Consider the following 13,709-nt stretch of genomic DNA (forward strand, 5'->3'; position numbering starts at 1 on the left):
TATTGCCTGGCTAAAAAATAATTAAATAAATTAACCAACAACTAAAACCAACATCAATGTACAACAGAAGAAAATTCCTGCTTCATTCCGGGGCGGCAGCTATGGGAACCATGTTGTTCTCAAATAAATTATCGGCAGCATTTTTGCCCAAAAAGCAACACGCCGTGGGCTTGCAGTTATTTACATTTTTTAATGAGATTGATAACGACGTAGAAGGCACATTAAAAAAGATTGCTGATGTGGGTTATACAGAAATAGAATCGGCCTTTAGCAAAAAGGGCGGCTATTATGGTATGAAAGCAAAAGAATTTAATGCCTATTTATCCAGTATTGGTCTAAGCTGGAAATCGCATCATGTATTGGGCGTACCTTTTAAATTACCTCCCGGTGCCAAAATGCCTGCGGGCCTGGATGGTAAACCCATTGTGATACCACCCATGCGCAATTTACAGGACAATATGCAGGAGCTGGTAGATGAAGCTGCCGAAGGTGGTGTTGAATATTTGGTTTGCGCCAATACGCCCATCAATACCTTGGACGAAATAAAAAGCTCTATCGAAGTATTGAATAAAACCCACGAAGCCTGTAAAAAAGCAGGTATTGGTTTTGCCTATCATAACCATGATGCAGAGTTTCATGCTGTAGAAGGTCAGGTGCCTTACGAACTGTTCTTATCGCAAACCACAATGCAAATGGAGCTTGACCTTGCATGGGCAGCAAAAGGTGGCAAAGACCCTGTTGAATTATTTAAACAACACCCAGGCCGTTTTCCTTTATGGCATGTAAAAGATTTAGATGCTTCCCGTGAAAATATTTTGCCGGTGGGCAGTGGTACCATCAATTATGCGCCTATATTCAAAGCCGCAAAAATTGCCGGCATGAAACATTTTTATGTAGAGCACGACATGCCTGTAGATGCATTGGCAAGCATTACTGCCAGTTATAAATATATTACCACCAATTTATTGTAGCAGTATTGGCCCGGCAAAAGTGCATATATGGGGCATTCGTTGCGTCGCACTCTTGTACCGTGGTAATGCTATTCAGCCATAAAGCAAAGTGGTAATAATTAAAGTAAATAATATGTATAATCAGCATGGTATAAAAGCTATGCTGATTATTTTTTTTACTGCCATGGTATGGATATGTTTGCGCCTTCTAATAAATATCTCCACCACATGAAGAAGAAAAATATAATAAGCTTAACCATTGCTTTTGCCTTTTTATCTATAGCTATAACCGGACTTTTATTGTATTTTGCTATAAAGCCAGGGCCTGTAACGGCTATTCATGTTGCATTTGGTTTATTGTTTATAGGCTTTGCCATATTTCATATAAAAAATAACTGGGCATCCATAAAAGTATATAGCACACAGCAGAAAGGCGGAAGCCGTATAAAAAAAGAATTATTGGTTGCGGTAGTGGTAAGTTTGATATTATTGGCTGGCGTTGGTTTTGGCATTCCACCGTTTAATGAAATTCAACATGCCGGGGAAGAACTTACCAAAGGGGAAAGGAGAGAAGGTAGTGCCGACCGTACCATGTTTGTAAAAATAGCCACTAACGAAAATATAAAAGGTAGCCACCTGAATTTTATTATTGAGAAAAATGACACTGTACTAACCCCGGTAATAGCCATTTGGGTAGAAGATACTGCGGGTAATTTTATGCAGAACTTGTTTGTGCCAGCTTCCACCATAGCACTGCCTGAAGGGGAAACCAATGTACGCGAAGCAATTGAAGAAGGAGAAGCCACCAATGTAAATCTTGATCCGGCATTATTGCCACAATGGGCAGCAAAAGCATCAGATAAAACAGCCAATTTTAATAATGCAACACCAACAGATAATTTTTTTCTAAACACCAATACAAGCGCTACTGCGGTTTACAATGTATTTCTACTGGTGAGAAGCGGTAATACACAGGAAACCTACTTTGCAACAATAGATGCATCCAAATCAAATGCATTTGTATTGCGGGCGCCAAAAGAAACCTTGCTGAATAAAGCAATTCTCACCCTTAAATAGGGCAACCAATTTGATGTGGCATGATATAAATGCACTATAATGAAGTGCAATTAGGCCCATTTATATATTCAATTTAATATCTATTAATTACTCTTTAAGGATTCTTGCAGGCGCATCATTCTATATTTGTAGCCAATAACAATTTGATTGTAGGCACACCTAAAAATTTAATGAATATGATAAACCCAAAAACACCAACGAAAAAATATCTTGTAACAGCCCTCGCAGCAATAGCTACACTTTTTTTGGTGTATAGTTGTAATAAAACCAAAGATTTTAAGGCAGTTACGGAAACCGATGGCGTTTCTTCTAACCTTACGACTACAACAAAACCAAATATTGTTTTCATTTTGGGTGATGACGTTGGTGTAGACATTCCGACTTGTTATGGCGGTCAAAGCTATCAAACACCCAATATTGATATGATGGCACAATTAGGTATGAAATTTACCGAATGCCACAGCTCTCCATTATGTTCCCCTTCCCGTGTATGTATTATGACGGGTAAGTATAATTTTAGAAATTATGATGAATGGGGTGTTTTAGATCCCACCCAATCAACCTTTGGCAATCTGCTAAAAAGTGCTGGTTATGCCACTTTTGTTGGTGGAAAATGGCAATTAGATGGTGGTGATGCCGGTATCCATGGTTTTGGATTTGATGATTACAGCTTATGGAATGCCATAAAAGATGGCGTTAGAATAGGATCTCATTATAAAGATCCTCAGGTGTATGAGAAAGGCGTGTTATTGCCTAAAAACAAAACTGAAGGCAAATATGGCGATGATATATTTACAGATCGTCTTTTATCTTTCATAGACAAAAACAAAACCACTCCATTCTTTGCCTATTTCCCCATAACGCTTTGTCATGATCCTTTTTCTCCAACTCCTGATGATCCTGAATTTGCTTCATGGATAAGTAAAGGCAATCCTTCTGATACCAGTTTTTTCCCTTCTATGGTAAAATACATGGATAAGAAAATTGGAATAATCATTGATAAATTAAAGGCAGTAGGTGTTTACAATAATACCATTATAATATTTGTAGGCGATAACGGCACGCCGAGCGAAATTTATTCATGGGTAAATGGCAAACTGGTGCAAGGTGGTAAAAGCCAAACCAACGAGTCTGGTACCAACGTTCCCTTAACTGTATTATGGCCAAACGGCATTGCTCCGGGGCAGGTAAATACCAATTTAATTGATTTTACTGATTTTCTGCCTACATTAGGCGATGCTGCAGGTATCACTATTCCACTAGCTTACGGTCAAACAGACGGACAAAGCTTTTACAATCAATTAATTGGAGGTACATACACGCCAAGAGACTGGATATTTAATCACTACGCACCCAATACCAATAAAGGCAACACAATTTTATTACGTTGGGTTCAGGATCATACCTATAAACTGTACGACAGTGCCGACGTGTTTTTTAATATTGTAAAAGACCCTTTAGAAAAGAAACCAATAAAGCCTACCAGAATGTCTCCTTATGAAACGTTAAGAAAGGCAAGGTTTCAGGCAATACTGGATAGTTTACATTAATAATATTATTTGCTATACACAAGAAAGCCCGTTCAGCAGAACGGGCTTTCTTGTGTATTAAGTATTTTGAAAACTATCAATTTTTTTGTTCCGAACTGTATGGTTATACATCAGCTTTACTTGCGTCGCACTCTTGTACAATAGCACATTTGGCAGCAAAATATGTGTTTATGGCAGATTAATTATACATCCTGCATTTCCGTTGCCCAATTATCCCTGTCATCGGGCGCAAATTTCCAGGGTGCAAAATTATTCTCTGTATTACTAAACATGCCGTTCCATTCCTGAGGTGCATTGCTTTCCTCCATTACAAGATAACGCCTTAATTCCCCAATAATATCCAGCGGGCTAATGCTAACCGGACAAGCTTCAACACAAGCATTACAGGTAGTACAGGCACGTATTTCTTCCTCGGAAATATAATCCCTTAATAAGGATTTGTCGTCGTTTATAAAACTACCGTTTGCATTAATTATTTTACCCACTTCCTCTGCACGGTCACGGGTTTTCATCATGATAGCCCTGGGGCTTAATTGTTTACCCGTAATATTAGCCGGGCAAGCGGCAGTGCAGCGGCCACACTCAGTGCAGCTATAGGCATCTAATAAATTTTTCCAGCTTAAATCAAATATGTCTTTGGCGCCAAATTTTTTAGGCGTATCGGTTGTTGAAATATTTGTGGGAGCCAACTCCGGCTGCATGGCATAAAGAACTTCATTTTGAATCTCGGGCATATTATCCATTTTGCCCTGAGGCTGTAAAGGTGCATAGTAGGCATTTGGAAAAGCAAGTAAAATATGCAGGTGTTTGGAATAGGGGAGGTAATTTAAAAAAGAAAGTATTCCTAAAATGTGTAACCACCAGCAAACTCTTTCCAATATTTCCAAACCCTCGTTGGAAATGCTGCCCAATACAGGTTGCAAAACCCCTGATATAGAGAAGTTGCCAGTCATATGCCCGGCATAATGGCCATATCCACGCTGCTGTAATAAGGTATCAGCCGCATTCATGGTTAAAAAAAGCGTCATTAAAATTATTTCTGTAAGCAGAATATAATTAGCATCGCTGCGTGGCCAGCCATTTAGGTCTTTACTTATAAAACGGCGTAGCTGTAATATATTTCTTCTGATTAAAAATACAATGCATACAAGTAAAACACCTGCCGCCAGCCATTCAAAAGCATTAATAAGAAAACTATATAATGGTATTGGAAATACACTAATAAACAACCGATGAGTGCCAAGTACACCATCCAGTACAATTTCTAATACCTCCAGATTAATAATGATAAAACCAGCATAAATAATAAAATGCATCACCGCCACCAACGGGTTTTTAAACATTTTTTTTTGTCCGAATGCGAGTAAAAGCACATTTCGCCATCGTTGTGCAGGATTATTTAGTATCGCCTCTTCTCTGCCCAGCAGTATATTTCTTTTAATCTCCTTAATTTTTTTGCTAAAAAGCCAGGCGGCTATGGCAATACAAAGGATAAAAGCTATCTGAAAAATGATTTGCATATACCTGTTTTTATGTTTGTGCCACTGTTGTAATAATTATATTTTGCCCGGCATTTTGCTGCAGTTGAAGAGTGCGACGCAAGTAAAGCTTCATTATAGCTATTTTGCCAGGCTAATAACATTGGCTGTTATTTATATTATGCTAAGATAGACTTTTGGCTGTTTACAAACTTAGTTTGTGAATGCTTTACATTTGGAAATAATTTCCTTTTTTTACACAATAAACCGTTTACATGAGCGATAAAAAAAGTATTTTAAATAAAGAGGTAGCTGCGCAAAAATTGCATAGAATGGCATTGGAAGTTGCAGAAAACCTAAGTGGTGATAATGCTGAGCTGATTTTGATTGGCGTTAGGCAAAGGGGATCGGCCATTGCACAGAAAGTAGGGGCTTTATTGCCTCAATATATGAACGTGCCTATAAAAATTATCTCTATTTTTTTTGATAAGGACATTCCAAAAGAGATTGAATTAAGTGAACCGGTTGACTTTACAGGAAAAAATGTAATTGTAGTGGATGATGTAAGCAATAGTGGTAAAACATTGTTATACGCCATGAAACCCCTACTTGATTTTTACCCAAAAAGCGTACAAACAATGGTGCTGATTGAGCGCATGCATAAACTATATCCTATTAAGCCAGATTATGTTGGCCTGTCTTTAGCTACCACCAAAGAAGACCTTGTACACATTGATGTAGAGAATGGCGAAATAACCGGAGTGGTGGTTTCGTCGGAATAACAATGTCCTTTTATTTCATAAAAAAGCTGCTTTTACCTAATATTAGTCATGAATAATCAGTAAACTTGTTGCATAAAACATACACTATGGATGCCGCTATTGAAACAAAAGTAAATGCCTGGTTAATTGGAAACTACGACCAGCAAACAAAAGATGAGATTGTTAGATTACAGAAAGATAATCCCGATGAATTAGCAGAAAGTTTTTACCGCACCCTTGAATTTGGTACTGGCGGTATTCGTGGATTAATGGGTGTAGGCCCCAACAGAATGAATAAATACACCATTGGTGGTGCTACACAGGGCTTTGCCAATTATTTAAAAAAGACTTTTCCTGATACGGAAATAAAAATGGCTATTGCGCACGATAGCCGCAATAACAGCCGTTTTTTTGCTGAAACAACCGCCAATGTATTTGGTGCCAATGGCATAAAGGTTTTTTTATTTGATGCACTAAGACCAACACCTGAGTTAAGTTTTGCCATACGCCATTTAGGTTGTAATGGAGGCGTTATTTGTACTGCATCTCATAACCCAAAAGAATATAATGGGTATAAAGCCTATTGGAGCGATGGTGGACAATTGGTACCGCCACACGATAAAAATGTAATTACTGAAGTTGAAGCTATTACCAGTGTTGACGATGTAAAATGGTCTGGCGGTGAAGCCAATATTACCATTATTGGTAAAGAAGTAGACGATGCCTATATAAATATGGTAAAAAGCCTGAGCGTTTACCCCGATGTTATAGCCAAACAACACGATTTAAAAATTGTGTACACATCAATTCATGGTAGCGGTATTATGCTGGTGCCCGAGGTGTTAAAATCTTTTGGGTTTACCAATGTGAATATAGTAGAGGAACAAGCTAAACCCGATGGCAACTTTCCTACAGTTGTTTACCCTAACCCAGAGGAAAGTGAAGCGATGAGTATTGGTCTAAAAAAGGCCAAAGAACTTGATGCCGACATATTATTGGGTACCGACCCCGATGCAGACCGTGTAGGTATTGCCATAAAAAACCATAAAGGTGAGTGGGTGCTAATGAATGGTAACCAAACCGCGGTATTGGCATTTACCTATATGATAGAAGCCCGCAAAGCCAAAGGCATTGCGCAGGCCAACGATATGGTGGTTAAAACCATTGTAACAACCGATATGATTAAAGAAGTAGCCCTGCAAAATAATGTGGCCAGCTATGATGTATTAACCGGTTTTAAATGGATTGCAGAATTAATTAAAGAAAAAGAAGGCATAGAAAATTATGTAATTGGTGGCGAAGAAAGTTTTGGTATGATGGTAGGCGATAAAGTGCGTGATAAAGATGCCGTATCTGCTGTAGCTTTTCTTTGCGAAATGGCCGCGTACGAAAAAAATCAGCAGAAACCACTGTACGATAAACTGATTGAACTATATATTCAGTATGGTTTTTATCTGGAACACCTGATTAGCATCACCAAAAAAGGCATGCGTGGCCAGGAAGAAATTGCTGAGATGATGCAGAGCTATCGCAATAACCCGCCTTCGGTTATTAATGGCTCAAAAGTGTTGCAATTATTAGATTATCAGCTGCAAATTGGCAAAAACATTCAAACCGGCGAAACCTGGGATATTACCTTGCCCAAAAGCAATGTATTACAGTTTATTTTAGAAGATGGCAGCAAAATTTCTGCCCGCCCCAGTGGTACCGAGCCTAAAATTAAATTCTACTTTAGTGTAAATACCAGGCTGGCCAGCAAAGAAGAATACGATGCCACACATGAATTACTTGAACAAAGAATAAAGGGTATTATTACCGATATGCATCTAAAATAATAGCTTATTGTTCCCATAAAAAAAGCTGACGGATATTAATTCGTCAGCTTTTTTATTTTTATTTTGAAACCAGCTGTTGTAAAAGAAATAGGCTTTTCTTGTGTCACTCACTTGTACGTTTAGCACAAAATGCAGCAAAAATTAATCAAATAAATCCGAGGATAAATACCTGTCGCCTCTGTCGCAAATAATACAAACAATAATGCCCGACTCAATTTCGGTAGATAACTTAATGCCGGCATAAACTGAGCCTCCGCTGCTCATGCCACTAAAAATAGCTTCTTCCCTGGCAAGGCGTTTTGCCATTATCCGCGCATCTGCTTCATCTACCTCAATTGTTCTATCTATTCTTTCGCGTTTAAAAATTTTAGGTAAATAAGCTTCCGGCCATTTACGTATCCCGGGAATATGTGACCCCTCACTGGGCTGGCACCCCACAATTTGAATGGCAGGGTTTTGTTCTTTAAGATAAGCCGAAACACCCATAATGGTGCCGGTTGTACCCATTGCAGATACAAAGTGGGTAATTTTTCCATTGGTATCTTTCCAAATTTCGGGTCCGGTTGTAGCATAATGCATAGCTGCATTATCGGGGTTGTCAAACTGATTAAGCATCAAATAACCTCCGGCAGCAACTTGTTTACGGGCATAATCTATGGCCCCTTCCATAGATTGTTCTTTTGGGGTAAGAATTACTTTAGCCCCAAAAGCCTGCATGGTTAAAACCCGCTCTCTTGTAGCATCTTCGGGCATTACTATTTCTATTTCAACACCAAACAGGCTGGCAATCATAGCTAATGCGATGCCTGTATTACCACTGGTGGCTTCAATTAACTTAATACCTTGGGTAATTTCTCCACGTTCTAAAGCACCTTTTATCATGCCATAGGCGGCCCGGTCTTTTACACTGCCTCCGGGGTTATTGCCTTCCATTTTGGCATAAATAGAAACGTTTTTATTGATGGTAACATGTTTAAGTTCTACCAGTGGGGTATTGCCTACAAGATCTAAAATTCCGGCCATGTGTATGTTTTTCTATTGCTTTAATAAATGTTTTATTGCGTTAGGGATTGGAGCGGAAAGCCCACAGCCCTAAAAGGGCGAGGACTTGCAGCGTAAAGCCCGACCCGTAAGGGTAACGCCCCAAGATTATAACGGTAAATTATAACACAAGTTCTGTATTATACAGCAATCTATATAAAAATACAGTTGCTAAAAAGGGAAATAAATATGGTACAACAATTATTGGAGCAGAGAAGCCTTTGCAGAATTGGTATGCGTTCTTTTTTCAAAGATAGAACGCTGTATTTGCTCTCCATTGGTAAAAAGATGGAAAGAATAGTTGCCCTGGTTGAAAAAACTTAAACGCAACTGCACATTTGGCCCTTTAAATTGTCCCTGACGGATGGTTTTATCCTCAGAACAACAGATTTTATACTCGAAAGTATTATTACGTAGTGTAGAATGTACTATTTCTACATTCATTAAATCGAAAACAACATTACTTAAAGAAGCCGGATAGTTGCTGGGAGCCATTGGATGATTATTAACTCATGTGATGCGATAAAAGTAATTAAAAGAACAAACAGCGATTAATTTAGCGTATTAGAAAAACATTAAGAAAAATTAACAACATTTTGTAGAATGGCAGATAACCCAGTTTAAACTGCATTCAGGCAATTTGAAACTAATGAAAAGGGTTGTATAGGGTGTAATAGCCTTTGGCGGGGCTTAATAGATAGATTGGTGCCTGATATTTTATAGCGAATATGTAAAAAGTGGAAAAATAAAGCGTTAAAGCATTGATTTAAGCTATCTTGAATTTTCAATTTTACATTTTTTACAATAGGTTTGCCACACTTTCAAAAAACCAAAACCGGTATGAATTTTAAAAAAGTCAACATTATTACGGGCTGGATGGTATGTCTGTTTGCCTGCGGTGTTTATATAATGACAAGTGAACAGGGCGGTAGCTTCTGGGATTGCGGAGAATTTGTAAGCAGCTGTTTCAAATTACAGGTGCCACATCCGCCCGGAGCTCCTTTGTTTGTATTACTTGGTAGAATATTTATTGTTTTATTTGGCGACAACCCTTTAACAGCAGCTAAAGCTGTGAATGTAATGAGCGCCTTGGCCAGTGGGTTTTCAATTCTTTTTCTTTTTTGGAGTATTACCCACTTTGCCAGGAAAATTGTTTCTGATGCTTCAGATAAGGAATTAACTTCTTCTCAGTTGTGGACTATAATGGGGGCAGGCATAGTTGGTGCTTTGGCCTATACCTTTTCTGATTCTTTTTGGTACAGCGCAGTAGAAGGTGAAGTGTATGCAATGAGTTCTTTCTTTACCGCTATCGTATTTTGGGCCATTTTAAAATGGGATAGTGAAGCAGATGAGCCCGGTGCTGATAAATGGATCATTTTTATCTTCTTTATGATTGGCTTATCAATTGGGGTGCATTTGCTTTGTTTGTTATGTATCCCTGCTATTGTTTTGGCTTACTATTACAGAAGAAGAAGCTCTTTCAATTATGCTTTATTGCGTAAATATTTTATTGGATTGGTAATTGTGGGTGGCGTTTTGGGTGTGGCTGCCTCAATGCTGGCAGCTTATGGGGAGTCTGATGCCGAAAGAGGATTGCCAATGGATGGTACCATGTCGGGTTTAATGATTCTGGGTACTGCTGTTGCTATTGGACTTTTATATGTAATTGAAGGGATGAATAAAAGCCGTAAAGAAATAAATGGTGGCGCTTATATATTTATGATCCTGAGTTTCATTTTGGTAGGTATTGTACAGATTGCACTTATTCAATATACTATAAAAGGCGCTGGAATATTTGATATTATCGCAGTAAATAATCTCGGACTTCCATTTTTTTCCGGCTTTGTTTTCTTCTTTTTATTATTGGCTTTTGCTATTTGGTTAGGTTTAAGGTACGCTACCAAAAAGAATTGGGCATATTTACGCCTTGGCCTTTGGTGTGTTACGTTTACATTAATAGGATATAGCACCTATTTAACAACAATGGTTCGCAGTAATGCAGATCCTTCCGTAGATATGTATAATGTGGATAATCCGCAAAGTTTAGTAGGTTATTTAGGCCGTGATCAGTATGGTGATTTTCCAATTTTATATGGACAAAAATTTACTGCCGAGCCGGCCAGTTATAAGGAAGGCGCCACTAAATATCAGAAAGGAACCGATAAGTATATCGATAACGGGAAAGACCTGAAATATGTGTATCAGCCCCAGGATAAAATGGTTTTCCCTCGTATGTGGGATGCCAGTAACGACCAGGGCCATGCTGATTATTATGCCGTTTTCATGGGAATCGGGAAAACCCAGGATGGTAAATATGAAAGAGACCCCACATTTGGAGATAACCTAAAGTTTTTCATTAGTTACCAGACCTACTTTATGTATATCAGGTACTTTATGTGGAATTTTAGTGGAAAGCAGGATGATATACAAGGCGTATATTCTGGTAATGTAAGAGATGGTAACTGGATTACCGGTATTCCAATCATTGATAATGCATTGTATGGAGATCAGACTATGTTACCAGACAGTCTTAAGAACAATAAAGCTCATAATGTATTGTTTATGTTGCCTTTTATCTTAGGGCTAATTGGACTTTTTTACCATTATAAAAAGCGCAATGATGATGCAATAGTAAACCTGCTATTATTTGTATTTACAGGATTTGCTATTGTAATTTACCTTAATCAGGCAGGTCAGCAGCCACGTGAACGTGATTATGCCTATGTTGGTTCCTTCTATGCATTTGCAGTATGGATAGGCCTGGCAGTTCCTTATTTTGTAGAATTAGCTTCCACCTGGAACCAAAAGCTGTTGAAAGATATTTTGATTGGAGGCGCAGCCGTATCTTTTATTTTTATGTTTTCCATTTTAATTGCAGGATATGGAAGCCCCGCAGGTTTAACTGTTGGTATTGGCTTCTTTGTTGTACTTGCTGCAGTTGCCGGTGGGTTACCTTATATTTTAAAATTGGTAAAAAATAAACAGGCTATTACTATAGCGGCTTTTGCTATTTCTATGTTGGTGCCTATATTAATGGCAGCACAGGAATGGGATGATCACGATCGTAGTAAAAAGCAATTGCCACGTGATTTAGCACGTGACTATTTGGAAAGTTGTGCCCCAAATGCAATTCTTTTCAGTTTTGGAGATAATGATACCTACCCTTTATGGTATGCTCAGGAAGTAGAAGGTATTAGACCCGATATCAGGGTAATCAATACCAGCTTACTTGGTATAGATTGGTATATAAACCAGTTAAGGTATAAAGTAAATCAGAGTGATTCGATTGATGTTATTTGGTCGGCAGATCAAATTGAAGGCAGGAAAAGGGATTATATTGTATTTCAGCCAAATCCATCCTTCCCTGATGATCGTTACTACGATTTATATGATATGATGAAATCCTATGCTGGTAGTGAGGATCCTGCATTAATGTACAATAGGGGTGGCGATAACTTAAACACTTATCCTGGCCATAAGGTATCTGTACCGGTTGATATCAATCTTGTAAAAACAAATGGAACAGTAAATAGTACCGATAGTGTACTGAGTGAAATGCGTTTTGAGATACCTCAGGGCAAATATGCCATTATGAAAAATGATTTAGCATTACTCAACATCATTGCGGCAAATAAATGGAAAAGACCAATCTATTTTACTCAGCAATATGGCGAAATGGGTTTTGGAGATTATTTGAGAAAGGATGGCCTGTCTTACAGACTTGTTCCTGTTGCAAATTCTCAGGTAAATACCGATTGGATGTTTAAATTGGTAATGGATCCTAAGAAATGGAGTTACGGAAATGCTAATTTGCCAGGTGTTTATTTTGATGAAGAAAATCGCCGGCATTTAAATGATATTAGAAAGGCAGATATTGAATTATCGTTCGATCTTATATATAAAGGAAGGAAGGACGATGCCAGAAAAGTACTCCAGCGTTCTGATAAAATGGTGCTGGAACAAAATTTTCCATTTGGCATGGTATCAAGGTTTAATGATCACGACCGAACCTCTATGGCCTTTTTAGAAGCCTGTTACCGCGCCGGCGATACTCAATTGGCGGCAAAAGTACTCGCCGATGTAAAAAAAGATTTACAACAACAAGTTAGGTACTACGATGCCTTAATTGGTATAAAAGCTGATAATATGGCTTACGAAAAGCAAAGCGCCTCCACTTTATTGTCGCAGTTAGACCAAATTGAAAAGGCCTTCAATTTGCCTAAGCCTGTCATAAACGAACAGGGCATTATAGGAAACGACACTTTAAAGGCACCAGTTGCACCTTAATACATCATATAATCAATTTAAAAGCCTTGCAAAAATGCAGGGCTTTTTTATGCCATCGCCTTTGTAAGTGTATATTATTAGCCCGGCAGCTGAATTAGATGGCATCGCCTCTTGCGTCGCACACATCAGGGTTCCACATTTAAAGAAGCAACAAATACATCAATACAGGTAATCTATCAATAAAAAGCAAAATAAGTTTTACTGCCTATTCAATACTTAAATACCAATAATATTGTGTAATACAAATGTTAACTGCAATTATGATAATGGCATTATTTTTACTCGCCTTAAAACGCCTAAATATTAAAAATATCTAGATTTTTTTTATAAATAAATTTGATAAGAAATGTTTTGCGCTTATCTTTGCGCCCCGCTTTGAAACAAAGCAAGTTCTTTTAAAAAAGCTTTCGAATAAAAAGTTGAAATTTCGCAAATATCTTGGTGGTTAATTCATTCTTCATTATATTTGCAACCCGCTTTTAAAATCGCAGTTATTTGATTTGATTTAATGCTGAATAGTTCAAATTTTTTTTACAAAAAATATTTGCATATCTCATTGAATATCATATCTTTGCACTCCGAAAAAATCGAAAGTTCTTTAAGTAAAATACTTCAAATAAATAATTCAAAAAGTTGAAAATTTATTTGGTAGAATAAAATTAAATTCTACTTTTGCAACCCCAAACGAGATAACTGGTAGAGAGGAAGATGGATAGTGAGGGGGAAAAAG

The 13,709-nt window shown here is 37.9% G+C and carries 9 protein-coding genes; 6 read left to right on the forward strand and 3 right to left on the reverse strand.

Annotation, left to right across the window (positions count from 1 at the left end; all coding sequences use genetic code 11):
* The first annotated feature begins 56 nt into the window (after positions 1-56).
* The 3 genes from GD597_RS07240 (at position 57) to GD597_RS07250 (ending at position 3,577) form a co-directional block, all read left to right on the forward strand.
* Positions 57-971 (forward strand): sugar phosphate isomerase/epimerase family protein, encoded by a 915-nt coding sequence (locus GD597_RS07240; protein WP_171607159.1) that lies wholly within the window; start codon positions 57-59, stop codon positions 969-971.
* Between the two features lie 207 nt (positions 972-1,178).
* Entirely contained in the window at positions 1,179-2,027 is an 849-nt protein-coding gene (locus GD597_RS07245) for a DUF4405 domain-containing protein (RefSeq protein ID WP_171607160.1), read from the forward strand.
* Positions 2,028-2,203: 176 nt separating this feature from the next.
* Positions 2,204-3,577, forward strand: coding sequence for a sulfatase-like hydrolase/transferase (locus GD597_RS07250; protein ID WP_171607161.1), 1,374 nt, complete (start codon positions 2,204-2,206; stop codon positions 3,575-3,577).
* Positions 3,578-3,759: 182 nt separating this feature from the next.
* Here GD597_RS07250 and GD597_RS07255 read toward each other — a convergent pair whose 3' ends face one another.
* Positions 3,760-5,097 (reverse strand): (Fe-S)-binding protein, encoded by a 1,338-nt coding sequence (locus tag GD597_RS07255; protein WP_171607162.1) that lies wholly within the window; start codon positions 5,095-5,097, stop codon positions 3,760-3,762.
* A gap of 233 nt (positions 5,098-5,330) precedes the next feature.
* Here GD597_RS07255 and GD597_RS07260 point away from each other — a divergent pair, with 233 nt between their 5' ends.
* Positions 5,331-5,837 carry a phosphoribosyltransferase family protein gene (locus GD597_RS07260; protein ID WP_171607163.1) on the forward strand — a complete coding sequence of 169 codons (507 nt, stop codon included), beginning with the start codon at positions 5,331-5,333 and terminating at the stop codon, positions 5,835-5,837.
* 86 nt (positions 5,838-5,923) lie between these two features.
* Positions 5,924-7,651, forward strand: a complete 1,728-nt coding sequence (locus tag GD597_RS07265) for a phospho-sugar mutase (protein WP_171607164.1) — start codon at positions 5,924-5,926, stop codon at positions 7,649-7,651.
* Between the two features lie 141 nt (positions 7,652-7,792).
* Here the strand turns inward: GD597_RS07265 and cysM are convergent, their stop codons facing one another.
* Both cysM and GD597_RS07275 read right to left on the reverse strand, forming a co-directional pair.
* Positions 7,793-8,674, reverse strand: a complete 882-nt coding sequence (gene cysM / locus GD597_RS07270) for a cysteine synthase CysM (protein ID WP_171607165.1) — start codon at positions 8,672-8,674, stop codon at positions 7,793-7,795.
* A gap of 219 nt (positions 8,675-8,893) precedes the next feature.
* Complete coding sequence (locus GD597_RS07275; RefSeq protein ID WP_171607166.1) at positions 8,894-9,187, reverse strand: hypothetical protein; 294 nt, start codon at positions 9,185-9,187, stop codon at positions 8,894-8,896.
* 345 nt (positions 9,188-9,532) lie between these two features.
* On the opposite strand from GD597_RS07275, the gene GD597_RS21960 reads away from it, so the two are divergent.
* On the forward strand, positions 9,533-12,979 hold the full coding sequence (locus GD597_RS21960) for a glycosyltransferase family 117 protein (RefSeq protein ID WP_235954207.1): 3,447 nt from the start codon (positions 9,533-9,535) through the stop codon (positions 12,977-12,979).
* The last annotated feature ends 730 nt before the right edge of the window (positions 12,980-13,709 follow it).

Origin of the sequence: Limnovirga soli (genome assembly GCF_013106755.1) — a bacterium.
Lineage (GTDB): Bacteria > Bacteroidota > Bacteroidia > Chitinophagales > Chitinophagaceae > Limnovirga > Limnovirga soli.

Coding starts and splice junctions, on each gene's coding strand:
- GD597_RS07255 (WP_171607162.1), bottom strand. CDS start 5,097: ATGCAAATCATTTTTCAGATAGCTTTTATCCTTTGTATTGCCATAGCC.
- GD597_RS21960 (WP_235954207.1), top strand. CDS start 9,533: ATGAATTTTAAAAAAGTCAACATTATTACGGGCTGGATGGTATGTCTG.
- GD597_RS07265 (WP_171607164.1), top strand. CDS start 5,924: ATGGATGCCGCTATTGAAACAAAAGTAAATGCCTGGTTAATTGGAAAC.
- GD597_RS07245 (WP_171607160.1), top strand. CDS start 1,179: ATGAAGAAGAAAAATATAATAAGCTTAACCATTGCTTTTGCCTTTTTA.
- GD597_RS07240 (WP_171607159.1), top strand. CDS start 57: ATGTACAACAGAAGAAAATTCCTGCTTCATTCCGGGGCGGCAGCTATG.
- GD597_RS07260 (WP_171607163.1), top strand. CDS start 5,331: ATGAGCGATAAAAAAAGTATTTTAAATAAAGAGGTAGCTGCGCAAAAA.
- GD597_RS07275 (WP_171607166.1), bottom strand. CDS start 9,187: ATGGCTCCCAGCAACTATCCGGCTTCTTTAAGTAATGTTGTTTTCGAT.
- GD597_RS07250 (WP_171607161.1), top strand. CDS start 2,204: ATGATAAACCCAAAAACACCAACGAAAAAATATCTTGTAACAGCCCTC.
- cysM (WP_171607165.1), bottom strand. CDS start 8,674: ATGGCCGGAATTTTAGATCTTGTAGGCAATACCCCACTGGTAGAACTT.